This window comes from Pseudomonas sp. LBUM1655, assembly GCF_059716085.1.
This window is the reverse complement of the sequence record NZ_CP166801.1, coordinates 5,470,927-5,496,716: the sequence shown is the minus strand read 5'-3', so window position 1 is coordinate 5,496,716 and position 25,790 is coordinate 5,470,927. Positions and strand designations below refer to the sequence as shown.

General features: G+C 59.5%; 19 protein-coding genes. 6 read left to right on the top strand and 13 right to left on the bottom strand.

What is annotated here, in order from left to right:
• Positions 1 to 29: 29 nt before the first annotated feature.
• From ACA074_RS24640 to ACA074_RS24620, 5 genes are read left to right on the top strand one after another with little or no spacing between them, the layout of a single operon-like run.
• The gene (locus ACA074_RS24640) at positions 30 to 1,742 is read left to right on the top strand and encodes a DUF2138 domain-containing protein (RefSeq protein ID WP_497677959.1); all 1,713 of its coding nucleotides are present in this window, start codon (positions 30 to 32) and stop codon (positions 1,740 to 1,742) included.
• Positions 1,727 to 2,377: a DUF1175 domain-containing protein gene (locus ACA074_RS24635; RefSeq protein ID WP_187678839.1), complete on the top strand. Its 651-nt coding sequence runs from the start codon at positions 1,727 to 1,729 to the stop codon at positions 2,375 to 2,377. The genes ACA074_RS24640 and ACA074_RS24635 overlap by 16 nt, the downstream gene beginning before the upstream one ends.
• Complete coding sequence (locus ACA074_RS24630; protein WP_497677958.1) at positions 2,374 to 6,948, top strand: alpha-2-macroglobulin family protein; 4,575 nt, start codon at positions 2,374 to 2,376, stop codon at positions 6,946 to 6,948. The genes ACA074_RS24635 and ACA074_RS24630 overlap by 4 nt, the downstream gene beginning before the upstream one ends.
• A gap of 1 nt (position 6,949) precedes the next feature.
• Positions 6,950 to 8,569 (top strand): DUF2300 domain-containing protein, encoded by a 1,620-nt coding sequence (locus ACA074_RS24625; RefSeq protein ID WP_497677957.1) that lies wholly within the window; start codon positions 6,950 to 6,952, stop codon positions 8,567 to 8,569.
• A gap of 3 nt (positions 8,570 to 8,572) precedes the next feature.
• Entirely contained in the window at positions 8,573 to 9,385 is an 813-nt protein-coding gene (locus ACA074_RS24620; protein WP_497677956.1) for a YfaP family protein, read from the top strand.
• Positions 9,386 to 10,167: 782 nt separating this feature from the next.
• Here ACA074_RS24620 and darG read toward each other — a convergent pair.
• From darG to exaC, 13 genes are all read right to left on the bottom strand, one after another.
• Positions 10,168 to 11,253 carry a type II toxin-antitoxin system antitoxin DNA ADP-ribosyl glycohydrolase DarG gene (darG, locus tag ACA074_RS24615; protein ID WP_187678796.1) on the bottom strand — a complete coding sequence of 362 codons (1,086 nt, stop codon included), beginning with the start codon at positions 11,251 to 11,253 and terminating at the stop codon, positions 10,168 to 10,170.
• The gene (gene darT, locus ACA074_RS24610; RefSeq protein WP_187678797.1) at positions 11,250 to 11,894 is read right to left on the bottom strand and encodes a type II toxin-antitoxin system toxin DNA ADP-ribosyl transferase DarT; all 645 of its coding nucleotides are present in this window, start codon (positions 11,892 to 11,894) and stop codon (positions 11,250 to 11,252) included. Before darT ends, darG begins: the two co-directional genes overlap by 4 nt.
• The gene (locus ACA074_RS24605) at positions 11,895 to 12,470 is read right to left on the bottom strand and encodes a DarT ssDNA thymidine ADP-ribosyltransferase family protein (RefSeq protein WP_497677955.1); all 576 of its coding nucleotides are present in this window, start codon (positions 12,468 to 12,470) and stop codon (positions 11,895 to 11,897) included.
• A gap of 186 nt (positions 12,471 to 12,656) precedes the next feature.
• Positions 12,657 to 13,577 carry a restriction endonuclease gene (locus tag ACA074_RS24600; protein ID WP_187678798.1) on the bottom strand — a complete coding sequence of 307 codons (921 nt, stop codon included), beginning with the start codon at positions 13,575 to 13,577 and terminating at the stop codon, positions 12,657 to 12,659.
• Positions 13,578 to 14,074: 497 nt separating this feature from the next.
• On the bottom strand, positions 14,075 to 14,821 hold the full coding sequence (locus ACA074_RS24595) for a S24 family peptidase (protein WP_401269062.1): 747 nt from the start codon (positions 14,819 to 14,821) through the stop codon (positions 14,075 to 14,077).
• Between the two features lie 222 nt (positions 14,822 to 15,043).
• The gene (ppa, locus tag ACA074_RS24590) at positions 15,044 to 15,571 is read right to left on the bottom strand and encodes an inorganic diphosphatase (RefSeq protein WP_003205933.1); all 528 of its coding nucleotides are present in this window, start codon (positions 15,569 to 15,571) and stop codon (positions 15,044 to 15,046) included.
• A 112-nt stretch (positions 15,572 to 15,683) separates the two neighbouring features.
• On the bottom strand, positions 15,684 to 16,496 hold the full coding sequence (locus tag ACA074_RS24585) for a M90 family metallopeptidase (RefSeq protein ID WP_497677954.1): 813 nt from the start codon (positions 16,494 to 16,496) through the stop codon (positions 15,684 to 15,686).
• A gap of 4 nt (positions 16,497 to 16,500) precedes the next feature.
• Positions 16,501 to 17,151 (bottom strand): DedA family protein, encoded by a 651-nt coding sequence (locus ACA074_RS24580; protein WP_489879916.1) that lies wholly within the window; start codon positions 17,149 to 17,151, stop codon positions 16,501 to 16,503.
• A 230-nt stretch (positions 17,152 to 17,381) separates the two neighbouring features.
• Positions 17,382 to 17,843: a GNAT family N-acetyltransferase gene (locus ACA074_RS24575; RefSeq protein WP_007910890.1), complete on the bottom strand. Its 462-nt coding sequence runs from the start codon at positions 17,841 to 17,843 to the stop codon at positions 17,382 to 17,384.
• A 115-nt stretch (positions 17,844 to 17,958) separates the two neighbouring features.
• A complete protein-coding gene (gene eutC / locus ACA074_RS24570; protein ID WP_497677953.1) occupies positions 17,959 to 18,792 on the bottom strand; it encodes an ethanolamine ammonia-lyase subunit EutC in 834 nt (277 codons plus the stop codon).
• Complete coding sequence (locus ACA074_RS24565; RefSeq protein WP_064392162.1) at positions 18,789 to 20,183, bottom strand: ethanolamine ammonia-lyase subunit EutB; 1,395 nt, start codon at positions 20,181 to 20,183, stop codon at positions 18,789 to 18,791. Before ACA074_RS24565 ends, eutC begins: the two co-directional genes overlap by 4 nt.
• A 52-nt stretch (positions 20,184 to 20,235) precedes the next feature.
• Positions 20,236 to 21,687: an ethanolamine permease gene (eat, locus tag ACA074_RS24560; protein WP_497658167.1), complete on the bottom strand. Its 1,452-nt coding sequence runs from the start codon at positions 21,685 to 21,687 to the stop codon at positions 20,236 to 20,238.
• Positions 21,688 to 21,898: 211 nt separating this feature from the next.
• Positions 21,899 to 23,419, bottom strand: a complete 1,521-nt coding sequence (gene exaC, locus ACA074_RS24555; protein ID WP_401269054.1) for an acetaldehyde dehydrogenase ExaC — start codon at positions 23,417 to 23,419, stop codon at positions 21,899 to 21,901.
• Between the two features lie 299 nt (positions 23,420 to 23,718).
• On the opposite strand from exaC, the gene ACA074_RS24550 reads away from it, so the two are divergent.
• The gene (locus tag ACA074_RS24550; protein WP_497677952.1) at positions 23,719 to 25,632 is read left to right on the top strand and encodes a sigma-54-dependent Fis family transcriptional regulator; all 1,914 of its coding nucleotides are present in this window, start codon (positions 23,719 to 23,721) and stop codon (positions 25,630 to 25,632) included.
• The last annotated feature ends 158 nt before the right edge of the window (positions 25,633 to 25,790 follow it).

The following is a 25,790-nucleotide window of genomic DNA, read 5'->3' as shown; positions in this document are numbered from 1 at the left end:
TCCACGGATGAACTTCGGGTTTTGTGAACATGAGTGATAACGCTGCTTCTCCGGCCGTCCCGACACCTGCCGGCAAACCTTCCCGGCGCTGGCCGGCACTGCTGATCGGATTGGTCCTGGTGGCCGGCGTGGCGGGAGGTTTTGGCTGGCTGCTGCTCAAGCCCAAGGCGCCGCCGGCAGAGCTTGCCAGTGACAAACTCGGTCTGAGCCGCCCCGACGCCTTGCTGGAAACGCACTCCCTGAGCCAGTTGCCCAAGGACTTGCTGACGGTGCCGTTTCTCAAGGCCACGCTCACCGAAGATTTCGTCTTCTATTACGAAACCCACGCCGATCGCCTGGGCTTGATCGGCAGTCTGCGCCGGATCATCTACGAGCATGACCTGAAGTTGCAGGACAGCCTGATCGAACAGCTTTTCGATCAACCGGCGGACGTCGCGCTGTGGCGGGGGGCTGATGGTCGCTTGAAGGATTTCCTGTTGGTGATGGATCGCGGCGGTCTGGCCAAGCTGCTGGAACCGTTGGCGAAGGTCGCGCTGGATGATTCGCAGCTAAGCGTGTTGGGTAACCTCAAAATCGGTAGCGACGAGGTGCCGCTGTATCAGCTCAGCTACAACGCCAGCAAATCGCTGCTGTTCGCTTCGCGCGGCGACAAACTGGTAGTGCTCTCCAATCCGAACAAGTACTACGACTCTGACAGCGGCACCCAAGAGGAGCCGGGCCACGTCTCTTCGCAAGCGCTGGCAGCACTGCTCAACGGCGAAAAACTGTTCCCCGAAGCATTCGGCCTGCCTGCCAAAACCCCTGAAATCAAACAACGCCTGTCGGTCAACTCCAGCGTTCTTGCCATGGGCTACCAACGCTTCATTCCGAACTTCGCCGGCCTGCGTTTCGACATGGACGATAAGGGCTGGCACAGCTACCTCGCCATGGATGAGCTGGAAAACCAGCCGGACTTCGATTTCAAACCGGTCTGGCAAGCCATGCCGCTGGGCGCGAGTGCCTGCGTGACCCTGCCGATAGCAGCCGAACCGCAGAAGCCGTTGCTGCTGAAACTCGGTGCCGAAGACGCCGTAGCGCAGACACTCACCGAACACGTGGCCGGCGCGGCCGGGCTGTGTTGGTACGCCGGTTCGCGGCTCTACACGCCGTTGCTGGTGGCCAGTCTGAAAGACGACGACAGCAGCAAACTCGATGGCGATCTCGGCAAACTGTTCGGTTCGATGGTCGGCGCTTTCGAGTCCAACGTCGAAGAAAACGTCTTTCCGGTGGTCGAGAAGCAGGAAGGCCAGAGCCACCTCTGGCAGCGCCAGGTCAGCTCCAATTTCGGCCCGTACGCCGCCAAGACTGCCGATAATCCTGAAGCCATCAGCGGCAAGGCTTTCATGAAAGTCAGCCTCGCGCGTCACGGTTCGACGTTGCTGTTCTCACTCGACGACAAACTGGTCGACAAAGCCCTCGGCACCCTCGACAAGCGCTTCCCGCCGATGGCCGACGTACTGCCCAAAGATGTGCTGATGCCGATCTATTTCGGCCCGGATTCCATGGCGCAACTGATGCAGCAGGAAACCCTCGACAGCCTGCCTCAGGACATGGAGCCGGTGTTCTACAACGCCGCGCAAACCTACCTGATCCCGAAACTGCGCACCCTCGGCGGCTATGGCAAATATGCCCTGACCCTGCCTGAGGGCAGCGAGCCGGACGGCCATTGGCAATGGCTGCCGCTGGAATGGAAAGCGCTGTGACGGCACTGATTCGCAGCCTCGGCCTGCTTGCGCTGTTGCTTGGCGCGGGTGCTCGCGCCATGGAAGCCCCGGCGCTCGATCCGGCGCAGTCCCAAGTGTTCCGCGCCTGGTTCGTGCGCATCGCCCAGGAGCAACTGAGCCAAGGCCCGAGCCCGCGCTGGTACCAGCAGGATTGCGCCGGGCTGGTGCGTTTCGCCGCCAATGAAGCGCTGAAAGTCCATGACGACAAATGGCTGCGCAGCAATGGCCTGTCCAATCGCTATCTGCCGCCGGAGCTGTCGCTGAGCGATGACCAGCGCAAGCTCGCCCAGCAATGGCAGCAGGGCGGCGGCAAGGTCGGGCCGTACGTCAACGCGATCAAACTGATTCAGTTCAACAGTCATCTGGTCAGCCGCGACGTGTCGCAGGCGCGGCCCGGTGACCTGATGTTCTTCGATCAGGGCGACGACCAGCACCTGATGATCTGGATGGGTCGCTACATCGCCTATCACACCGGCACCACCACCCCCACTGACAACGGCATGCGTTCGGCAAGCCTGCAGCAACTCATGACATGGAAGGACACCCGATGGATACCCGACGCAGCCAACCCCAACTTCATCGGCGTCTATCGACTGAACTTTCTCTCCCAATGACCGGTGCCCGCATGTTGCGACTCTGCGCAAAAATTCCTCTGTTGCTGGCACTGCTGCTGCCGCTGGCGACTGTTAATGCCGAAGATTCGGTGGAGCCGAGCGGCTACACGCCAGTGTCCGGTGAGAGCTTTTTCCTGCTGGCGGACAGCAGTTTCGCCGCCGACGAACAGGCGATGGTGCGCCTTGAAGCACCTGGCCGCGACTATCGCCGTTTCCGCATGGAGCCTTACGGCGGCGCCGATATTCGTGTGTACCGCATCGACAAGCCATTGGACTTCCTCAAGCGCCAGAAGAACCTGCATCGCGTGGTCAGCGACGGTCAGTTCAAGGGCGAAGGCCTGTCCAACACCCTCGCGTATCTGTGGGACAACTGGTACCGCAAATCCCGTCGGGTGATGCAGCGTGCGTTCTCCTATGAATCGCGCAAACAGGTCACCGAAGAAGTGCCGGAACTGAAGATGGGCAACGCCATCGCCGCACCGACACCGTATGACGCACAGCCTCAATTCGCACTGATTCCGGGTTTGCCAGTGGTCAGCCAGTTCCGATATCCGCTGTGGCAGGCCAAACCGATTCAACCACCGGCCGGGGTCAATCTGGCCGGGTCTTCCAGTGACTTCGTCAGCGTCGCGCCGGGCAACGTCTACATTCCGTTGGGCAACCTGAAACCGGGTCTGTATCTGGTCGAAGCGCTGATCGGCAAGTACCGCGCCACCACCATGGTGTTCGTCTCCAACACCGTGGCGGTGAGCAAGATTGCCGGTGATGAATTGCTGGTCTGGGCCGCGCGCAAACACGAAGGCAGTTCGGTGCCGAAGGTCAATGTGCTGTGGACTGACGGCCTCGGCGTAATGAGCAGCGGTGCCACCGATGCGGACGGTTTGCTGCGTCTGAAACACGTCAGCCCCGAGCGTTCGTTCGTGATTGGCGAGGACGAGGAGGGCGGTGTATTCGTCTCCGAGAACTTCTACTACGACAGCGAAATCTACGACACCAAACTCTACGCTTTCACCGACCGGCCGCTGTATCGCCCGGGGGATTGGGTATCGCTGAAAATTGTCGGTCGCGAGTTCAAGAATGCGCGCGACTCGGTGCTGCCGGGTGCGGCGGATGTCAGCGTCAGCGTGCTCGATGCCACCGGCACCGAACTGCAACACCTCGATCTGAAACTTGATTCGAAGGCCGGTACTCAGGGCCGTTTCCAGTTACCGGACAACGCCGTGGCGGGTGGGTACGAGATTCGCTTCAACTACAAGGATCAGGCCTACAGCAGCGCCTTCCGTGTGGCCGAATACATCAAGCCGCACTTCGAGATTTCGCTGAACCTGGCCAAGCAGGATTACCGCACCGGCGAGCCGGTCAAAGGCAGTCTGGTGCTGCTGTACCCGGACGGCAAACCGGTGGCCAACGCCAAACTGACCCTGAGCCTGCGTGCCCAGCAATTGTCGATGGTCGACAACGAACTGCAATACCTCGGGCAATTCCCGGTGGAATTGACCAGCACCGAACTGACCACTGACAGCAAAGGCAACGCGACCCTCGACCTGCCGGCCGCCGACAAACCGAGTCGCTACATGCTCACCGTGTTCGCCAGCGATGGTGCGGCGTATCGGGTCAAGACCACCAAGGAAATCCTCATCGACCGTGGTGCCGCGAGCTTCCGCTTGAGCGCGCCGCAACGCTTCAGTGCGGTCAACGACAAGGTCGCGTTCAGCTATGCCAACGAGGGTGGCACCGAGCAAAGCAAAGCGGTCACGCCGAGCAGCTACAGCTGGGTGCGTCTGGAAGATCAGAGCACTGGCGAAGGTAAACTCGCGGCGACGGATAAAGGCTTCAGCCTCGCGTTTGAACGTCCAGGCACCTACAACCTGACTCTGAAGGATCAACACGGCCGTGTCCTCGGTGCCACCGGTCATTCGGTCACTGGCGACGGCGTCAAAGCCGTGCCGGGCACCGTGGAAATCGTCCTCGACAAGCCTGAATACAAGGCCGGTGATGAAGCGCTGGCGCTGATCACGTTCCCCGAACCGGTGAGCGATGCCTTGCTGTCACTGGAACGCGACAAGGTCGAAGCCACCGCGCTGCTGGCCAAGGGCGGCGACTGGTTGAAACTGGAAAAACTCAGCGACACCCAATACCGCGCGCGCATTCCGGTGAAGGACAACTTCGCGCCGAACCTGACCTTTTCCGTGCTCTACACCAAGGGCGGGCAGTACAGCTTCCAGAACGCCGGGATCAAGGTGATTGCGCCGCAGATCGACGTGGCGATCAGCACTGACAAAGCGGTGTATCTGCCGGGCGATACCGTCACTGTTGATCTGACCACGCAGTTCGCCGGCAAAGCCGTACCGGCGCACCTGACCGTCAGTGTCGTCGACGAAATGGTCTACGCGCTGCAACCGGAAGTCGCGCCGACCATCGACCAGTTCTTCTACCACCCGCGCCGCAACAATGTGCGCACCAGCGCCAGTTTGTCGTTCATCAGTTACGACGTAGCGTTGCCGGGCAGCCCCGGTGCGCCGGGCAAAGCCAATCGCAGCGAACGCGGGGTGAAAGTGCTGGAGCGTCCGCGTCGTGAAGATGTCGATACCGCCGCATGGCAGCCGGAATTGCTGACCGGTGCCGATGGCAAAACCCGTTTCACCTTCAAGATGCCGGACTCGCTGACCCGCTGGCGCATCACCGCGCGGGCGATAGCCGATGACGGTCAGGTCGGGCAGAAGAAGCAATTCGTCCGTTCGGAAAAACCGCTGTACCTGAAGTGGAGCGGGCCGAGCAAATTCCGCAAGGGCGATCAGCCGCAACTCGGCGTGTTCGCTTTCAGTCAGGCCGAGAAACCGGTCAAGGCTGAACTGGTCACTCACTACGCTGGCGCCGAACAACGCCTGCTGGTGACCCTGAACAACGGCATCAACTATCTGCCGCTGCCAGCATTTGCGCTAGCTTCTGGCGAGTGGACGGCGGAGCTTGTACAGGACGGAAAAATCACTGATGCCTTGGCCGTGCGCTTGAGCGCGACCGGTGATGGCTGGCAAGTGACGCAGACTCAGAATCTCGATGTGGCCAGTGGCGATACGGCGCTGAGCCTGCCGGCAGACGCCACCAACATTCGTCTGCGTCTGGATGACAGCCCGCAAGCGCTGTTCCGTTCCGCTCTTGATGATCTGCTCAGCTATCCATATGGCGGCGTCGAACAGACGGCCAGCCGTTTGCTGCCACTGAGCATCGCTTATCCGTCGCTGGCATCGAACCCGCAGATCCGCGATCGTTTGCGTCTGATCATGCAGAACAGCCGCCTGCGACTGGTGCAAATGGCTGGGCCGTCGGCGAGCTTCACCTGGTGGGGATTCGACGGTGAGCCGGATGCATTCCTCACGGCATATGCCTATTACGCCGACTGGAACGCCAGCCAGGTGTTGGAGCTGACCTTGCCGCCGGAGCACTGGCAGCGCGTGCTGGAGGTGTACGCCAAGCAGGCGCCGAACACGCCATTGCTACAACGTGCGCTGATTCTGTCGTTCGCCAAACAGATGCATTTGCCGGTCAACACATTGCTCAGCGGTTTGATGGACGATCTGGCCAAGGCCGGTGAAGGCAATGCTGAAACGATGATGGACGATGGCGCAGACAGCTTGGTGATGAGCGAGACGGATTCGGCGCTCGGTCTGGCGGCGGCGAGGGTCTTGACCGCTTCGCTCGCCACCCAGGCAAAAGTCGCGTTGCCGGATGCCTTCAATCGTCAGGTCGGCGCTGCGCAACAGCGTCTGGCGGTCAGTTCGCAGCCGTTCGCCGAGGCGCTGAACCTGTCGCTGCAACCGTTTGATCAGGCGCGTGCGACGGCGTTGTTGCAACGTCTGCTACCACAGCAATCGACCCTCGAACGCGCGCTGGCGCTGACGTGGCTGCAACGCAGCATCGCCCAGGCTTCGCCGACCATCGCGCTGACACCGGGCGATGGCTGGAAGAAAAATTACGGCGCGACCGGTGAAATGTACTGGACGTGGCAGGGCGCGACACCGGTGCCGAGCGTGTTGACAGTGTCCGGGACTCAGGAGCGTCCGCTGCGTGCAGCGTTGAGCTTCCAGACCCAGCAACCGGCTGTCGATCCAATGGCCGTGACCATCACCCGTCGTCTGTCGCGTCTGGTGCCGGGCGACGAAGCGTTCACCTTCAAACTGGAGCCCGTCGGCACTAAACCGCTGTCCAGCGACAGCCTGTATCTGGACGAAGTGATCCTCACCAGCAAAGCGCCGAAGCCGCTGCGCTACGGCATGCTCGAAGTGCCGCTGCCACCGGGCGCCGATGTCGAGCGCACCACGTGGGGCATCAAGTTGCAGGGCAAGGACGGCACCGAGCCGACCTCGCTGGAGAAGGCGCGTTTCGAGCCGGGGCAACTGGCTTACGCGGTGCCGGTGGATGCGCTGAGCGGCGAATTGCGCCTGCGCCATCTGGTGCGTTTCTCGCAGAAAGGCCAGTTCAATCTGCCGCCAGTGCGTTTCACTCAGGTGTACGCGCCGCAGCATCAGGCCCAGGAAGCGAAAGCCGCTCTCGGTCAGGTCACGGTCAACTGACATGACCCGGCCGCTGCTGTGGCTGCTGATGTGTGTGATTCCTGCGCTGGCGACGGCGCAGGATGAGCCGTTGCGCGTGGCTTACAAGGGTGAGTTGTTGTCGTTGAGTCAGACGCAGATGATCGCTCGCGAACCGTTGCCGTCGTCGCTGGATACGCCACTGGGCAGTCTGTGGAAGCTGTTTGTCTACGCGTGGCTGGTGGATACCGGCGCGCGGGAACCGGCTTATGAATGTCGCGGGCAGTCGAAAGAGGAAGTCTATTGCTGCTCGGCGGGCGGCAAGATCGAGCGGGATCAGGCGCTGGTGAAGTCGTGCGGGTTGTATTTCGAGCCTGCGCGACTGGGGATTGCTGCCAGCGATTGGCGCACTTACTGGCAGGCGCGAAAGGCGCCGTCGTGGTTGCTGGATTTGCCGTCGGTGCAACCGGCCACGCGGGTTTCTGTGGCTGACTTGCTGAAGGTTTTGTCTGCGCTTCCCGCTCAAGATCAGATGCGCCGTGTGCTGCTCGACGTGGTGTTGAACGCCGCCGACGGTAATGTCGTCGGTGAGCTCGGCGGTCGCCTGCGGGTGAAAACCTGGAGCTGGCTCGGCGATCAGGACCCGCAATCGCGGCAGGGCGGGTTTGCCGGTTGGACGGCGGACGGTTCGCCTGTGTGGGCGGGTGGGCGTGGCACCAGTCAGATGGTCTTGCGTCATTACGGTGCTGCACTGGCGACGGTGTTACCGGCCGCGTGGCTGGCAGATACGGGGCGTTGCGTTGAGGTCGGCCTGTTCTCGCGCTATCCGGTCGTGCGGGTTTTGGCTGGTGACCGTGCGGTGACTTCCGGCCCGCTGCAGGGCGACTACCGCGTCGAATTCGCCAACGGCAATGCGCTGGATATCCACAGCGACGGTGAACTGTTTCTGCTCAACGACAAACTCGTCGCAAGGTTGGATCGCGAAGAATACGTCGCCCGGGTTTTGGAGCGCGAAGCCAAGCCCGAACCTGCTGAAGCCGCGAAGGCCCTCGCCGTGGCAATTCGCACCTACCTGCTGCAAAACGCCACACGCAACGGCGACTGCCTGAGCATCGACGACAGCAGCAATCGCCAGCGCGTCGCCCCGCGTCCGGCGTCCAGCGAATCGCGCAGCATCGCCGCATGGACTGCGGATCTGGTCCTGGCCGGCAGTACCGTCACCTATCACTCCGATCAACCCGGCCCGGACAAACTGGCGTGGCAACAAGCTGTCGAACAAGCCAACGCCGGCCAACGCTACGACGCAATCCTGCTGCACGCCTATCCACGCGCCAGCCTCAGCCGCTGGGACAACCCGGTCGCCTCCTGCGAAGCGCTGCCCGCCGCGCAAGACTGGCTGCAGAAGCAGCGTCGCGGCTGGCGCCCGAAGCTCGAAAGCGAAACCGGCTACAACGAAGTCAGCACGTTCGCGGTGTGCAAACTCGCTTTTGGCCGACCCTTCGTCGACCGCGAACGCCAGCGCATTTACGTGCGCGGCGTGCTGACCCTGCAGGATCGCCTCGACCTGACTCACGAATATTTGCACTTGGCCTTTGAAGCACATCCCAACGGCCAGGATGAAACCTACATCGAAGGGCTCGCCCGTCACCTCTTGCTGGAATAGACCATGACACTCCGTTATCCACAGGTCTTGCTGTTGCTCTGCACGTTGACCGCGCTATCGCCGACCATCGCCGCCGACAGCGTCAAACTCGACACCCCGATCGGCGGCTGGCGCAGCGGCGCCCCCGAAGGTGAGGGCGAAAGCTTCCGCCAGACCGTCAACTACCCGGCCTCATCGGTAAACACCCCGATCGGCCAGGCCAACACCGCACGCATCAGCGGCGAAATCAAAGCCACACCCAAGAGCAATGAACCCGGTCGCCTGATCGTCAACGGCGTCAGCATGCCGCTGAAAATCGACGACAGCGGCCGCTTCGACCGCCCGTTCTCCTTCCCCAACGGCAGCAACAGCGTCGAAGTCCGCAGCCCCGACGGCAAGCAACGCCACCGCACCCAATTCCTTAACACCAGCGGCGGCGCCACCCCGCCAAAACTGCGCGTATTGCTGGCCTGGGACAGCGACGGCACCGACCTCGACCTGCACCTCATCACCCCCGACGGCGGCCACATCTGGTACGGCAACCGCGTCGCGGACAACGGCGCCGGCCTGGACGTCGACGTGACCACCGGCTACGGCCCGGAAATCTTCGCCATGCCGGCGCCGATCAAGGGGCAGTATCTGGTGTATGTGAATTACTTCGGTGGTGGTTATCGCAGTGATGAAGATGGCGAAGCCGATGCGGTGCAGGCGCTGACGACGGCGCAGGTGACGGTGATTACCGAGGAAGGGACGCCGAGCGAGAAGATGGAGACTTTTTTGATCCCGATGCGGGCGGTGGGGGAGTTGACGTTGGTGAAGTCGTTTAGTTATCCCTGAAATACCTGATCATTTAGGAAAAACACCGCACAGTACATTGCCTTGGTAACCGTGAACGATCGGCCCCAGCACCATGAGTGGGCCACAGGCGTAGAGCGGGGATGACACTGTTTGCTTCGTGTTGAGCAGAACGGTCTCTCTCCCGAATTCGTCACTGCCGAAGGATTGCTCGGAGTACGAATGGCAGACCGGCAGCTTCAACGGCACCGGGATAACCAGCGCCCATACAGTGATCCCGCACCATTCACGGGTGGGTGTTGATGTTGCTGTTCTGGTTATTTGCGGTGTGATTGAACGGTAGCTCTGCGCTTTGTAGGCGTCAGTTTTCAGGGTGACTTTTTCTGGGAGGGAGATGCCTACCCCGACGCATGCGGATAGGCAGAGGCATAGAGTTGTTGCGGTGGCAGATTTCAGGTGTGAACTCAGAATGCGGGGGATCAAATTTCAACTTCCTTGTGGAGTCATTCTCGGACTTATAGCTTGGCTAACTGTGGACTTCGGCTAACTCCGGGCAATGGAGCAATCGAAAACCAAATGCTTCAGAAAGCAATATACGCCAGGGTGCAGGTCCCGATAAAAACTAGGTACAGGGCCGCAAAAATAAAATGCGTCCAAGTGTCCGGAATAATTTCTGAAGGGTCAGCAGAATCGTACTGCCCCCCGACAACTTCACCTTTCTCAACCCGTCATAATTCGCCGTTCCTGAGGACTGCTCTTTCCGCGGGAGATGGGAATTGTGCAGCGGGGCCTGCTGAACAACTCCCCGGCTAACAGGGAATCACTCAGGCCGCTAATTCAGGTCGGAAACTGCTGGAGGTCAGGCGCTTGAGCGCAATATCAAGTGCCTGATCATCAAACAGTTTGCTCTTGCGAGCAGCAGCACCAGCGCCACCGTCCCAATGCTTCAACGCCTCACGCACTGCAGGAACGGTCGCAGACACGCCTTCCTGGCTTAGCAACCAATCGACTGTCGCCAACAACTCCATACCGAATGGCGATTCAAAACCGTCAATCAACTCGGCAGTGCGTTCTAAAGCCTGGGAGTATTCCTTGGCCTCAGTCTTCAGATACGTCTGCAAAAAGGCTTTGCGCTCTTGATCAAACCAGATCACATCGCTAATGCCAGCGTCACTGATGCGTTTGTCACAGTGCAGATAACTGCCATCGAGGTTATCGAGCAGATGTTCCAGCCGGTTGGCGTACGGCCCATATTTGTGCGCGACAAACTTCAGATTCAGCGGGTTCTCGGTATCCGGCAACTGCTCGATAGCGCGCTCAAGAAACCAGGCCAGCTTCTGGATCTCCAGCAGACTGCACTCCATGCCTAACACCCAGTAGCGACGAACCAGTTCGGCGATAAGCGCGCGCGCTGGCGTGAGCTTTTCTACGCCCGAACGTTTGGCGACGTTCAGATACTGGTTCGAGGGCTCGAATACCAACACATCAGCGTCCAGGTCCCCCAACACTTCGACAATCTGCTCACGGACTTCAGGCCACTTCAAACCGCCGTTACCAGCACCCAGAGGCGGGACGGCGACGGATTTCACGTCGTTCTCAAGCAGAAACCGACGCAGATCATGCAAGCCTTCAGTGATCCACACCATTTGAGACGGAGAACGCCAATGGCGTTTGGTTGGGAAGTTCACGATCCAGCGAGGGCCATCGAGCTCATTGGTGGCCGTCACATGCATCTTGCCGGTTTCTACTTCCTTCGCCTTGCACGCTGCAGCATAGAGACGGTAATTCTGCGCAAAGCGTTCTTTGAACATCAATGCGATGCCCTTGCCCATCACGCCAACGGTATTCACCGTGTTGACGAGGGCTTCGGTTTTGGCTTCCAGCAGGTTGCCTTGGGTAAATCTGATCATTGGAAATACCATTTGGGGCGCGCATGAACCGGCAACGTCAGGCCTCTAGCGGCAACGTCTGCTTCTATGCGTACTTTCATTGCATCGGTGTGGCACATGATGCCCAGTAGTCCCGTAATCGGTAAGTGATGGTGAATCAGCGCCTCAGCCTGATAACGCTCCATTTTGCGAGGATCATCAGGATCGCGTTTGAAGTCGCGCCGTTGAAGGATAGACCAATCGATCTGGTCGAGATTCGCCAGATCGCTGTAATAGTTTGTCCAACTCGGATAGGCGTGCGCGTTTGTGAAGACAAACGGTAGGCCGAGCTCTTCAACGCGATACAGGCTTGAGACCAGAATCACGATCTCGTCATTGCTGCGTTGCTGAACACTCCACCCAGAATGAATGTTCTGCATCATCACCGAGAAGGGCGTGAAGTAGAAGGGCACGTAATCGGCCAAAACGCCATCCGGTGCGATAGGCACCTGACGGGAACGGCGCTTGTCGATCAAGTCGACGCTACCGATATTCACGTACTGAGGTGCCTGTGCTTCCGAGTTTGCGCAATGCAGACCGTTGTCCAGAATCCAGGGCAGGTTATCGCGATGGACGATACGCCAAATCAGAGCTTTCTCTGGATTCAGGCTGGTGTAGTTCATTTATAAGAACATTCCGGGATTCACGCTGATGGGAGTCGCAAGCTTTGCCACGCGCATTTTAGCCTCACAAAGCGAGCTGACTTCATCGTTGGGTGTATAAATCCTGGAAAAGTTTTTGGGGTTTACCACTTCCGGAGATAGGCATTCGGCCATGCAAACGCTTTTGCATTCCGGGTTCTGATAATCCCGAGTACTCATCAGCTCCCAATTAATTGCTTCAAAACCTGCGTTGTAATCGAGCAGTTGGATCGCATCATCAGCGAGTGGGTGCCGGGGAATAATTTTCCAATCGTTTTGTTTGGCAAATGATCGAAAGACGGAGATGAGGACGAACTTCTCTTTGGGCCGGCTGAGCTGTACCCGCCCATCAAACGGATTCGCAGCGAACCAGTGGAATGGCACATAGCGATCAAGATTGAGCGCTTTGCGCTTCTTGAGGATTTCGCTGTCTGCGACGTCGGTGAAATTTTCCAGACTGGCCCGAGGCTTTAGGCCTTCCTTAAAGATTCCATCCAGATTCTCAACGGAGGTGAGGTGGTAAACGAAGTATTTTTCCCTGATGTTTGCGTCCGACATAGTGGTCTCCTTGACCTGCACATCAACCTAAACTGAATTCAGTCCCGGCCTTGCCCCGCGCTGATGTAACCCTCGATCCGTGGGGGGTGGTAGAACAGTCGCCGTAATTCTAGTGTGCCATCACTTTTGACCACAAGCCCAATGTGGAGATTTAGCTAGAAGGTTCGAACAGCAGCAACTTCAACGTTATTCCTCATCAAAGTAATCGCGATCCAGCGTCGGCAACCGCAACAAACGAGATGTCACGCCCACCTCATGATCCATCATTAGATGCACCAGCCGCGTGCCATCTACCAACACAATTCCGTCCACCGATTTGGCGAAGTCAACAGCGTGCGCCGTAAAGCCGGAGGTGGTGATGAAAACGCCGCGCTTGGCTTTTTGCCCCGCGAGCGCTCCGTAGAACGCCTGCAATTCAGGCCGGCCAACCGTGTTCTGCCAGCGCTTGGCCTGAACGTAAACCTTCTCCAGCCCCAATTTATCGAGCGAGATAATGCCGTCGATGCCGGCATCACCGGAACCGCCGACACGTTGCAGATCATTACGACTGGCGCCGTAACCCAGGCGATGAAGCACATCCAGCACGATCACTTCGAAGCGGTTGGGGCTGACTTGCAGCAAGTTATCCAAAAGGTCGGCCGCCGTGGCATCGCGCAATTCTTTTAGCGCTCGCTCCAGTCGGTCGTCAGGGCTTTCGGTAGCGGAGGCCAGATCTGGCTCCACATTTGGTTGGTCATCCAGTGGCTCGGCATCAGGCGCGACTTTCAGCTTCACATTCATGTAGCCGATCGCTAAATGCTCCACATCCTTGGCCGACAGTGGAAATGCATGCTCCTTGGCGTACTGCACGCCCGCATCAGTCAACTTCCAATAACCGCGTTTGGCACTGCTGGAAAGACCGGCACGCTTGAGTCGATCGTGCGCCCAGCCTGATCGGTTCTTGTAGGTGAACTGCCCACTCGCGAGCTGTTCTTCACGCTGTGCCTCGGTCAGTTGCATCGTTTTTGCTGCGGCTTCGTGAGCCTCCCGCGCGGGTACACCTTCAGATTTGGAGGCGAGAAAACGTAGGATCGGTTCGATGAACTGATCGTAGGTTGGAACGGACATGGGCGCATCCCTGTGCTGATGGGTGTTTTTGAACTGACCGGCGGGCGAGTATAAATTAACGCTCGCTGAGGATGCCTTCGAGCGTTAGCGCTGATGCCGTGAAAGCGTAAGCCGCTGTTTCATGGCTCTATCATGTGTCGAGCGGCTGTGATCTGAGCACTTTCCAGTAGGCATTAAAAAGCCGGCTTGTGGCCGGCTTCTCGGGGACTGGCTTGGTTCATTTTTGGTAAACCGCGCCAGCCTTCAAAATGTACACCCGGATCTGCGTCCGGCTGTGAGACTTGGCAGACGTTGGTCTGCCGCGTCGGGCGTCATCTGAGCCGCGGGAGCGGGTCGATGCGCGAATGTGGGGCGCAGGATACTGAGTTTTGCTTTGGATTCCCAGTGTGAAGTGCGGGTTAGAGCGATCTGACTGGCCAAAATCCGAGATTTGTACTGTCTATCCGGGCCTCATCGCGAGCAGGCTCACTCCTACAGGGGAGGAGCAAGCCTTCGGGTTAGAGAAACGGTACCACCGGCCGTCTCTTGCTCAGCGTCGACCACCAGAACACCCAGCCCAATATATGAATCCGCTGCTCTTCAATCTGCGCTGGGCGGAAGACTTCGTCCGGGTATTCGGCGCTGTTGTGGCTGCGCAGGCGCAGGCCGTTGCCGGGCATGCGGTGCAGGTATTTGATGCGCAGCATGCCGTCGTGTTCGATGGCGTAGATTTCGCCGTCGACGACCTGGGTCAGGCCGCGGTCGATGGCAAGTATCGAGCCGTCTTCGATGCGCTCGGCCATGCTGTTGCCGATCATGTGGGCGCAGATGGCATCGCTGTGGCGCACTTCCAGTTGGTCCAGGTGGGCGCGGGGCAGGCGGATGGTTTGATCCGGATCGAGGATGACGTGGGTTTTGCCGGAGTCTTTGGTGAGCGGCGTTTCCTTGAAGAACGCCAGGTCGATGTCGTTGGGGTCGATGACGGTGTACGCGCCGCGGATGGCGTGGGCGTCAAAGGTGTCGCCATTGCTGGCAGGCGGCGTCAGGCTCGGCGCCTCTTTGGTGCCTTCGCCGGTTTTCAGCCATTCGCTGTTGACGGACAGCAGGCGTGAGACTTCTTCCATGCGATACGCCGGGACGCCCCGGGTGTACCAGTTGTGGACATTTTGGGCTTCCGTGCCCCAGAACTTTGCGAAACCCGTGGTAGAGATGTTCGCTTTTTCCAGGAGTGCCTTGAATCTTGGACCGCTAGTGTTCTTTCTCATAAACACGGAGTCTACGGCCGTGCCAGAGCGGTTTGAATAAACCGGGCGTTCAAAAACGGGCTGAATTTTGCGACTGGATGTAAGACGTTCTTGTGGGAAATTAAACAAGTTAAAACCGCGTCGCGCGGATTTTAAACGTCCTGTTTAAGGAAGCTGATCTCGCGCATAAAAAACCCCGGATCAACCGGGGTTTTCTGCAAGCATCACGCAGGTCGCAAGCGCTTAGCCTTTGTAGGCAGCAACCGACTTGGTGATCGCTTCGCGGGCGGCGTCTGCACCGGCCCAGCCTTCGATCTTGACCCACTTGCCTTTTTCGAGATCTTTGTAGTTCGCGAAGAAGTGCTCGATCTGCTGGATCAGCAGAGGAGGCAGGTCAGTGTATTCCTTCACGTCGACGTACAGCTGGGACAGCTTGTCGTGTGGCACTGCGATGACTTTGGCATCGCCGCCGCCGTCGTCGGTCATGTTCAGGATGCCGACTGGACGCGCGCGGATCACCGAGCCTGGAGCAACCGGGTAAGGGGTCACAACCAGCACGTCGAGGGGATCACCGTCGTCAGCCAGGGTGTTAGGGATGTAACCGTAGTTGGCCGGGTAGAACATTGGGGTGGCCATGAAACGGTCAACGAACAGGCAATCGCTGTCTTTGTCGATTTCGTATTTGATCGGCGCGTGGTTGGCCGGGATCTCGATCGCGACGTAGATGTCGTTCGGCAGGTCTTTGCCAGCCGGAATCTTGCTGTAGCTCATTGGGCGTTGCCCCCGTAGTTGACCAAAAACACTTGGCCGGATTGACCAAAAAGTGGCGGCGATTATAGGCATATTCTGCAACCTACGCCATGTACTGAGCGTCGTTCGGCGCTCAGTCTTGCGCCTGATAGACCGGGTCTGTGGCCTGAAGTTGCTGCAACCTGCCCAACGGATCCTGCCGGTAGAAAAGCTTCAGTTGCAAGTAGACCTGTGGATAAGCCTCGTACAGCAGATCCGGTGCGCTGAAGAAATACTCGCTGGTGACGGCGAAGAACTCGGCCGGGTTCTCGGCGGCGTGGGGATCGATGGCGGTTTCGGCGTCAGGGTTGTCATCGAGTTGCAGATTGAGGTCGTCGTAGGCCTTTTGCATCACCTCGGCCCAGTCGCTGACGCGCATGTCGGCGTGCAGCGGCGGCAGGCCGTTGGCATCGCCGTTGAGCATGTCGAGTTTGTGCGCCAGTTCGTGAATCACCAGGTTGTAGCCTTCCCAGCCACCACTGGCCATCACGCCAGGCCAGGCCAGAATGATCGGCCCCTGCTGCCAGGCTTCGCCGCTGTGTTCGCCATCCCATTCATGCTCGACGCCGCTGGCATCGCGATGGCGCTGCGGGCTGAGGAAGTCGTCGGGATAGAGGACGATCTCGTGAAAGCCCTGATACCAGTTCAAGTCGCCCAGGTGCAGAAGCGGCAATTGCGCTTGTGCGGCGAGCAGCAGGCGTTGCTCCTGATGCAGTTCGACGCCGGGCAGGGCGCTCAGGTGTTTGTCGTCGAGGAACAAGACGCAGGCCTCGCGCAGCCACTGGTCTTCGGCGGCCGTGATGCCGTCAAGAAAACTCAGGTGATGGCGCACCCGCTGCCACAGGTCGTCGGCAATCGGGTGCTTCGCCAGAATGCGCCGACGCCGCCAGGCGCTGAGCGACCACACAGGCTTAGTGCGATTGGGCTTTGGTGCCGCCGAAACGGCTGCGAACCACGCCGATGATCATCGGCACCAGCGACAGCAGAATGATCGCGACCACCAGCAACGACAGGTTCTTCTTGATGAAAGGTACATTGCCGAAGAAATACCCCAGCGTTACCAGGCCACCAACCCAGAGAATGGTGCCCAGGACGCTGAAACCGAAAAAGCGCGGGTAGGGCATCCTCGCAACGCCGGCGACGAATGGAGCAAAGGTGCGGATGATCGGCAGGAAGCGCGCGAGGGTTACGGTTTTACCGCCGTGCTTGTCATAGAAATCGTGAGTTTTCTGCAGATAGTCGCGGCGGAAGATTTTCGAGTTCGGATTGCTGAACAATTTTTCCCCGGCCGTTCGTCCGATCACGTAGTTGGTGCTGTCGCCCATGATTGCCGCGAGCATCAGCAGACCGGCCAGCAGCACCGGGTCCATGCCACCGCCAGCCGCAACGGCGCCAGCGATGAACAGCAGCGAGTCGCCCGGCAGGAACGGCATCACCACCAGACCGGTTTCACAGAAAATCACCAGAAACAGGATGGCGTAGATCCATGGCCCATAGTTGTTCACCAGCAAATCGAGGTAGACGTCGAGATGCAGGATAAGGTCGAGCGGGTTGAAATCCATGGAGGCACCTGTGGTGATGGCCCAACTCTGCAGGCCCGTGCGGATGACTTCGTGTAAGCCTACAAGCAGGTGTAGTTTTTCTTACAAGCCGGAAAGCTCGGGATTATACGGTCTGAAGGATGAAACGCGTGTTGGTTTTGTAGCGAGGAATGTCGGGGTGTGAACAATTGTCAGGTAGGCATTCTTTGTGGCGAGGGAGCTTGCTCCCTCATCACAGGCTGCCAACGCCGTCAGAGCTCTTCGCTGATCGGCAGCACATAGTTCTTGAACTCGGTGTCTTCCTTGAATCCGATGGACTCATAGGTTTTCTGCGCGACTTCGTTGTTGCTGCTGGTGGAAACGCGCATGCGCACGGCCTGGGTTTCCTTGGCCATTTTTTTCGCGGTGCGGATCAGGTTGTCGGCGACCAATTGGCGTCGGGCATCTTCGGCGACATAGATGTCGTTGAGGATCCACACGCGTTTGAGTGACAGCGAGGAGAAGCTTGGATACAGCTGACAGAAACCCATGAGTTTCTTGTCGTCATCATCGGCCAGGGCCAGATAGATCACCGACTCTTTGCGGCGCAGGCGTTTTTCGAGGAACGCGCGGGAGGAATCCGGGTAAGGCAGGGAACCGTAGAACTCGCGATATTTGACGAACAACGGGGTCAACAAATCCAGATGTTCGAGGGTCGCTTGAATAATCCGCATGATAGGTCTCGTCTTCAAGTGGCTGTCTTCAACTGCTCTGACGGCGATGGGAAACCCTGGCGGCCGTGCATCGATCCTGCCTGAAACCTTTGCAGAAACGCAATGCGGAAACGGTTCAGGTTGGGGGCGGACCGAGTAGGAAGTTTCCTTTCATGTCCGCCCCTGCGTCCGACTCCAACGTTTGAACCTGTGCTTCATCCTTCAGGTTGACTCCCGACAGCTGCCGCCGACAGGCTTCGCGCATCAGATACAGCAAGCGATGCGCCGCCATGCCGTAGCTCAAGCCCTCTAGCCGCACGTTGGAAATGCAATTGCGGTAGGCGTCGGTCAGTCCGATTTTTGGATTGTAGGTGAAATATAAACCGAGGCTGTCTGGCGAACTCAGGCCAGGGCGCTCTCCAATCAGCATCACGACCATTTTTGCGCCGAGCAGTTGACCGATTTCATCACCGACGGCGACCCGTCCCTGTTCCACCAGAACGACGGGCGCAATCGACCATCCGTCAGCACTCATCTGATCTTCCATGCGAGTGAGAAACGGCAACGTATGCCGATGCACCGCCAGTGCTGACAAACCGTCGGCCACGACAATCGCCAGATCGACGCCGCCCGGATGCGCGGCTGCGTAATCGTGCAAGGTCTGCGCTGACCCGTCACTGAGCTTGCGCCCCAGATCCGGACGTTGCAGGTAACTGTTGCGATCCACCGCTGCGCTGTGCAAAAGCAGGCTTTCACGCCCGCGTTCACTGAGTTGCGCGCTGAGTTCTGCATGATCGAACGGCAGATGCACCGCATCCCGCGCCTGTGCGTGGGCAAACTGAAAATCAAGCTGGGCACTGGTCGGCAAACTGGTGCCGGTGCGGCCAAGAGCAATCCGTGCCGGGGTTAGGCGGCGCAGTTCCAGCCATGGGTTTTGCGGGTCGACGGGCGGATTTTCCATAAGGCTCATCCCAGTTGCGCCAGTGCCTGGCGGAAGGCCGGCGGCAGGTTGTTGCCGAAGCGGACCTTGCCGTCAGCCTGAGTGAAGATACCCATGTTGGCCAGCCATTGTTCGAACTCAGGTGCCGGTTTCAAGCCCAGAGTCTGGCGTGCGTAGAGGGCGTCGTGGAACGAGGTGGTCTGGTAGTTGAGCATGATGTCGTCGGAACCGGGGATGCCCATGATGAAGTTGATCCCGGCCACACCTAATAGGGTCAGCAGGGTATCCATGTCGTCCTGATCGGCTTCGGCGTGGTTGGTGTAGCAGATGTCGCAGCCCATCGGCACGCCGAGCAACTTGCCGCAGAAGTGGTCTTCGAGGCCGGCGCGAATGATCTGTTTGCCGTTGTAGAGGTATTCCGGGCCGATAAATCCTACGACGGTGTTCACCAGGAACGGCTTGAAATGTCGCGCCACGGCGTAAGCCCGCGTCTCGCAGGTCTGCTGATCGACGCCGTGGTGAGCGTTGGCCGACAGCGCGCTGCCCTGGCCGGTTTCGAAATACATCAGGTTCTGCCCGAGGGTGCCGCGATTCAGGCTCAACCCGGCGTCATAGCCTTCCTGCAAAACATTCAGGTTGATGCCGAAACTGGCGTTGGCCGCTTCGGTGCCAGCAATCGACTGGAACACCAGGTCCAGCGGCACGCCGCGGTTGATCGCTTCGATGGAAGTGGTGACGTGGGTCAGCACGCAGGCCTGGGTCGGGATGTCGTAGCGCTGAATGATCGCGTCGAGCATTTCCAGCATCGCGCAGATCGAGGCGATGCTGTCGGTGGCCGGGTTGATGCCGATCATTGCGTCGCCGTTGCCGTACAGCAGGCCATCGAGAATGCTCGCGGCGATGCCGGACGGCTCGTCGGTCGGGTGGTTCGGTTGCAGTCGGGTCGACAGACGTCCACGCAGCCCAAGGGTGCCGCGAAATTTTGTGACGACGCGGATTTTCTGCGCGACCAGCACCAGATCCTGCACGCGCATGATCTTCGATACAGCAGCGACCATTTCCGGGGTCAGGCCGGGGGCGAGGGCGCGCAGGCTGGTTTCATCGGCGGCGTCGCTGAGCAGCCAGTCGCGGAAACCGCCGACGGTGAGGTGGCTCACTACGGCGAAGGCTTGTTTGTCGTGGGTGTCGATGATCAGGCGGGTGACTTCATCGGACTCATAAGGGATCAGCGCTTCTTGCAGGAAATGCGTGAGCGGGATGTCGGCCAGCGCCATTTGCGCGGCCACGCGCTCGCCGTCATTGAGCGCGGCAACCCCGGCGAGAAAATCCCCCGAACGTGCTGGGCTGGCCTTGGCCATGACGTCCTTGAGGCTGTCGAAGCGGTAGGTCTGGGCGCCGACCGTGTGAGCGAAACTCGCCATACAGAATTCTCCGTGACGGCGCAGGCGAGGCCTGCGCCGTGGTTTTCGACCGTCAGTGCAGGGCTTTTTCAGCGTTCTGAATCGCCGCGAATTCTTCCTCCGGCGTACCTGCTACCAAGTGATGTCGACTGTAGAAAGCAAAGTAAGCAATTAACACTCCATAGATGATAGCGGCGCCGATCACGACCCGCGGATCGACCAGGAAACCCGCAATCACGGCGATGCAGGCCAGCACCAGCGCAACACCCGAGGTGAAGATGCCGCCGGGCGTACGGTACGGACGATCCATTTTGGGGCGGCGGATGCGCAGGGTGATGTGCGCGGCCATCATCAGCACATAGGAAATGGTCGCGCCGAACACTGCCACCAGAATCAGCAAGTCGCCCTGGCCGGTCAGCGACAACCCGAAACCGATGATCCCCGGAATCACCAGCGCCAGCACCGGTGCCTTGCTTTTGTTGGTTTCGGACAATTTGCGCGGCAGGTAGCCTGCGCGGGACAAGGCGAAAATCTGCCGCGAATAGGCGTAGATGATCGAGAAGAAACTGGCGATCAGCCCGGCCAGGCCCACGAGATTGACGAAACCGCCCATCCAGGTCGAGCCGCCGTAGGCTTTGCTCAACGCTTCAACCAGCGGGTTGCCCGACGTCAGCAGCGAGTTGGCACCTGCGCCGCCCGGCCCGACGATCAAAATCAGCAGGGCAAACGCCAGCAGCACCAGCATGGCGCCGATGAGCCCGCGTGGCAGGTCGCGCTTGGGGTTTTTGGTTTCTTCTGCGGCCAGCGGCACACCTTCCACCGCGAGGAAAAACCAGATCGCGTAAGGAATCGCCGCCCACACGCCGACATAGCCGAACGGCAGGAAACTGCTGGCGCCGGTAGCGTTAGTCACTGGGATGTCGAGCAAATTGGCGACGTCAAAGTGCGGCACCATAGCCACCAGAAATACGCCGAGCGCCAGAGCAGCAATGGCCGTGATGACGAACATCAGCTTCAACGCTTCGCCCACCCCGAAAATGTGGATGGCGATAAAAATGATGTAGAACGCCAGATAAATCATCCAGCCGCCGATGCCAAACAACGATTCGCAATAAGCGCCGATGAACACGGCAATCGCAGCAGGGGCGATGGCGTATTCGATAAGGATCGCGGTTCCAGTCAGGAAGCCGCCCCAAGGGCCGAACGCGCTGCGGGCAAATCCGTAACCGCCACCGGCAGTAGGAATCATCGAGGACAGTTCGGCCAGGGAAAAGCACATGCACAAGTACATGGTGGCCATCAGCAGTGTCGCGAGGAACATGCCGCCCCACCCGCCCTGAGCCAGGCCGAAGTTCCAGCCGGCATAATCGCCGGAGATCACATAAGCGACCCCAAGCCCCACCAGCAGCACCCAGCCGGCGGCGCCTTTTTTCAGTTCGCGTTGTTGGAAGTAGTCCGAACCGACTTTTTCGAAGTCGACGGAGGAGCCAGTCGCCGGAGCGCCAGCAGGGGATTCGCTAGGCATAGGGTTCACCATTCTTATTGTTTTATTGGCCCAGTTGCGGGGCCGGGGACCATTGGGTTGAATCGCACATCGCTTTCGCGAGCAGGCTCGCTCCCACATTGGATGTGTGTCGAGTCGAGCATTGCGGGGGCACGCAGTCCCTGTGGGAGCGAGCCTGCTCGCGAAAGCGGTCGAAAGGGCGAGGCAGAAATATCTGCCTCGCCCCTATGCTTTAGAAGAAGCCCAACGGATTGATGTCGTAGCTCACCAGCAGGTTTTTGGTCTGCTGATAGTGGTCGAGCATCATCTTGTGGGTTTCACGGCCGACGCCGGACTTCTTGTACCCCCCGAACGCGGCATGCGCCGGGTACAGGTGGTAGCAGTTGGTCCACACGCGACCGGCCTTGATCGCGCGGCCCATGCGGTAGGCGCGGTTGATGTCGCGGGTCCACAGGCCGGCGCCAAGGCCGAACTCGGTGTCGTTGGCGATGGCCAGGGCTTCGGCTTCGTCCTTGAACGTGGTGATGCTCACCACCGGGCCAAAGATTTCTTCCTGGAACACGCGCATCTTGTTGGTGCCCTTGAGCAGGGTCGGCTGGATGTAATAGCCGGTCGACAGGTTGCCCTCGAGTTTTTCCACCTTGCCGCCGGTCAGCAGCTCTGCGCCTTCGCCCTTGGCGATTTCCAGGTAGGACAGGATCTTGTCGAATTGCTGCTCGGACGCCTGAGCGCCAACCATGGTGTCGGTGTCCAGCGGATCGCCACGTTTGATTTGCAGGACTTTCTTCATGACCACGGCCATGAACTCGTCGTAGATCGATTCCTGAACCAGTGCGCGGGAAGGGCAGGTGCAGACTTCGCCCTGGTTGAAGAACGCCAGCACCAGACCTTCGGCGGCTTTCTCGATGAAAGTCGGCTCGGCCTGCATGATGTCTTCGAAGAAGATATTCGGCGATTTGCCGCCCAGTTCCACGGTGGACGGGATGATGTTTTCGGCAGCGCATTTCATGATGTGCGAGCCGACCGGGGTTGACCCGGTGAAGGCAATCTTGGCGATGCGTTTGCTGGTCGCCAGCGCTTCGCCGGCTTCTTTGCCGTAGCCTTGAACAACGTTCAGCACGCCCGGCGGCAGCAGGTCGCCGATCAGTTCGACCAGCACGGAAATACCCAGCGGAGTTTGCTCGGCAGGTTTGAGCACCACGCAGTTACCGGCGGCCAGGGCTGGCGCAAGTTTCCACGCGGCCATCAGGATCGGGAAGTTCCACGGGATGATCTGGCCGACCACGCCCAGCGGTTCATGAATGTGATAAGCCACGGTGTTGCCGTCGATTTCGGCAGCGCTGCCTTCCTGGGCGCGGATGCAACCGGCGTAGTAGCGGAAGTGGTCGGCGGCGAGCGGGATGTCGGCGTTGAGGGTTTCGCGGATGGCTTTGCCGTTGTCCCAGGTTTCGGTGATCGCCAGCAGTTCGAGGTTGGCTTCGATGCGGTCGGCGATTTTCAACAGGATCAGTGAGCGCGCCTGCACGGAGGTCGCGCCCCACGCATCGGCGGCAGCGTGGGCGGCGTCCAGTGCCTTGTCGATGTCTTCGGCAGTGGAGCGGGGGAATTCGGCAATTGGCTGGCCGTTGACCGGCGAAGTATTGGTGAAGTACTGACCTTTGACAGGCGCGACGAACTCGCCGCCGATGTAGTTACCGTACTTGCTTTTGAACGAGACTTTGGCGCCTTCAGTACCGGGGTGAGCGTAACGCATGATGTTCTCCTTGGCTTTGTACTTATTAGAGAAACGCGCAAGTGCGCTTGCTATAAGCGTAGAGCAAAGGTCGGGCCACTGCCGTGCAGGTCAGGTAAATCAAGGCCTTGCGCGGTTTGTGTCGGACGGGTGGATGAAGGCTGTGACGGTTTCGGTACAGATGCGGTGACAGTTTGTACCGCTTTTGGCACAGTCAGTGACCGGGCAGTCTTGCCAGCATTGCAATGCGCCGGTGGCTGGAGGATGCTGGGCGTCACCTCAAGCATTGGGCCACCGAGCCTCGGGGAGAACAATAAGAAATGCACGACAACCATTTGAGTCGCCATGCCCAACAGGTTCTCACCGCCACCCAGGGCAAACCTCACCTGCACGGGCCCGGAGCTGATCCGTCAATCGCCCGCTCATGGCTGCGCTGTCTTGAGGATTATCATCTCGACCCCGCGTTGAGCATGGCGCCCACCGTGCTTGAACACGGGCGCGTCCTCGAAAGCCGCGAACGTCTGCAGCAGGTCTTGCAGATTGCCGGCAATGAAATGAGCAGCCTGCATCAACAACTCTCCGGCGCCGGCCACGCGGTGCTGCTGACCGACGCGCGCGGGGTGATCCTCAATTGCGTCACCGCGCCGGCCGAACGCAAGATTTTCGAACGCGCCGGCCTCTGGCTCGGTGCCGACTGGAGCGAAGCCTGTGAAGGCACCAACGGGATCGGCACCTGTCTGGTCGAGCGTCAGGCGCTGACTATTCACCAGGACGAACACTTTCGAGGGCGCCATACGGGCCTGACTTGTTCGGCGAGTCCTGTGTTCGATCCGCACGGCGAGTTGCTGGCCGTGCTCGATGTGTCCTCGGCGCGCCACGACGTCTCGCGCCAGAGCCAGTTCCACACCATGGCGCTGGTCAATCTGTCGGCGAAGATGATCGAGAGCTGCTACTTCCTGCGTTGCTTCGATAACCAATGGCTGCTGCGTTTCCACCTCCAGGCAGAATCCGTAGGGCTGTTCAGCGAAGGGTTGTTGGCGTTTGACGGGGAAGGGCGGATCAGTGCGGTCAACCAGAGTGCGCTGAACCTGCTCGGACATATCCGCGGTGGCTTGCTCGGCAAACCGGTGGAGGCGTTTTTCGATTGCTCGCTCGATGAATTGCTTGGCCGGGCGAGCGCCAATGCCAGCGCCAGTTGGCCGTTGCGCACCTGCGATGGCCGGCAGCTGTTTGCCGTGTTGCGTGGCGAATCGCGCAAGCCGCCGCCGATCATGCGTTCGCCAGTTGTCACCGAGGCACCACGCTTGTCGGGCATCTGCCTCGGTGATGCGACGCTGCAAGCGAACTTCCGCAAAGCCCTGCGCGTTTTCGAGCGTGATGTGCCGCTGTTGATCAATGGCGAAACGGGCTCCGGCAAAGAAGCCTTCGCCAAAGCGGTGCATCAAGCCAGTCAGCGGTCGAGCAAGGCGTTCGTCGCACTCAACTGTGCAGCAATCCCCGAGAGCCTGATCGAAAGCGAGCTGTTCGGCTATCGCGGCGGTAGCTTCACTGGTGCTCGCAAGGACGGCATGCGCGGCAAGTTGCAGCAGGCCGATGGTGGCACGTTATTCCTCGATGAAATCGGCGACATGCCGCTGGCCTTGCAGACTCGCCTGCTGCGGGTGCTGGAAGATCGGCAAGTGGTGCCGATTGGCGGGGAACCGGAAGCGGTCAATGTGCGGATCATCAGCGCGACCCACCGCAATCTGCTGGAGCGGGTTGCGGACGGCAGCTTTCGTGAGGATCTGTATTACCGGCTCAATGGGCTGGAAGTGGCGTTGCCGGCGTTGCGCGAGCGCAGTGATAAATCGCAACTGTTGGACTTCCTGCTGGCCGAGGAGGCTGGCGGCGAAACGATATTGATTGAACAACCTGCACGTGAGGCGCTGCTGGCGTTCAACTGGCCGGGCAATGTGCGGCAGTTGCGCAATGTGCTGCGCACGTTGGCGGCGTTGTGTGATGAAGGGCGGATCGGGGTGGAGGATTTGCCGGCGATGATTCGGCAGGCGCGGGTGGCGGTTTTGCAACCTGATGTATCTGAGCATCCATTGGAAGATGCTGAGCGGGTTGCGCTGCTTAAAACGCTGGAACAGACGCGGTGGCATATGACGCATACGGCTGAGCAGTTGGGGGTTAGTCGTAATACGCTTTACAGGAAGCTGCGTAAACATGGCATTGAGCGGCGGGTCAGTTAGAGCCCTCACCCTAGCCCTCTCCCAGAGGGAGAGGGGACTGACCGAGGTGTTCTGGCGATTTACGCCGACCTGAATCATCGACGTGAACTCAGCATTTGAAAGCAACCGAGATCGGCTCCCTCTCCCTCGGGAGAGGGCTGGGGTGAGGGGCGACAATC

Coding starts and splice junctions, on each gene's coding strand:
- ACA074_RS24625 (WP_497677957.1), top strand. CDS start 6,950: ATGACCCGGCCGCTGCTGTGGCTGCTGATGTGTGTGATTCCTGCGCTG.
- ACA074_RS24640 (WP_497677959.1), top strand. CDS start 30: ATGAGTGATAACGCTGCTTCTCCGGCCGTCCCGACACCTGCCGGCAAA.
- ACA074_RS24630 (WP_497677958.1), top strand. CDS start 2,374: ATGACCGGTGCCCGCATGTTGCGACTCTGCGCAAAAATTCCTCTGTTG.
- darT (WP_187678797.1), bottom strand. CDS start 11,894: ATGAACTACACCAGCCTGAATCCAGAGAAAGCTCTGATTTGGCGTATC.
- ACA074_RS24575 (WP_007910890.1), bottom strand. CDS start 17,843: ATGCGGATTATTCAAGCGACCCTCGAACATCTGGATTTGTTGACCCCG.
- ACA074_RS24595 (WP_401269062.1), bottom strand. CDS start 14,821: ATGAGAAAGAACACTAGCGGTCCAAGATTCAAGGCACTCCTGGAAAAA.
- ppa (WP_003205933.1), bottom strand. CDS start 15,571: ATGAGCTACAGCAAGATTCCGGCTGGCAAAGACCTGCCGAACGACATC.
- ACA074_RS24565 (WP_064392162.1), bottom strand. CDS start 20,183: ATGGCGAGTTTCGCTCACACGGTCGGCGCCCAGACCTACCGCTTCGAC.
- exaC (WP_401269054.1), bottom strand. CDS start 23,419: ATGCGTTACGCTCACCCCGGTACTGAAGGCGCCAAAGTCTCGTTCAAA.
- eat (WP_497658167.1), bottom strand. CDS start 21,687: ATGCCTAGCGAATCCCCTGCTGGCGCTCCGGCGACTGGCTCCTCCGTC.
- ACA074_RS24550 (WP_497677952.1), top strand. CDS start 23,719: ATGCACGACAACCATTTGAGTCGCCATGCCCAACAGGTTCTCACCGCC.
- ACA074_RS24600 (WP_187678798.1), bottom strand. CDS start 13,577: ATGTCCGTTCCAACCTACGATCAGTTCATCGAACCGATCCTACGTTTT.
- eutC (WP_497677953.1), bottom strand. CDS start 18,792: ATGAGCCTTATGGAAAATCCGCCCGTCGACCCGCAAAACCCATGGCTG.
- ACA074_RS24580 (WP_489879916.1), bottom strand. CDS start 17,151: ATGGATTTCAACCCGCTCGACCTTATCCTGCATCTCGACGTCTACCTC.
- ACA074_RS24605 (WP_497677955.1), bottom strand. CDS start 12,470: ATGTCGGACGCAAACATCAGGGAAAAATACTTCGTTTACCACCTCACC.
- ACA074_RS24635 (WP_187678839.1), top strand. CDS start 1,727: ATGGAAAGCGCTGTGACGGCACTGATTCGCAGCCTCGGCCTGCTTGCG.
- darG (WP_187678796.1), bottom strand. CDS start 11,253: ATGATCAGATTTACCCAAGGCAACCTGCTGGAAGCCAAAACCGAAGCC.
- ACA074_RS24620 (WP_497677956.1), top strand. CDS start 8,573: ATGACACTCCGTTATCCACAGGTCTTGCTGTTGCTCTGCACGTTGACC.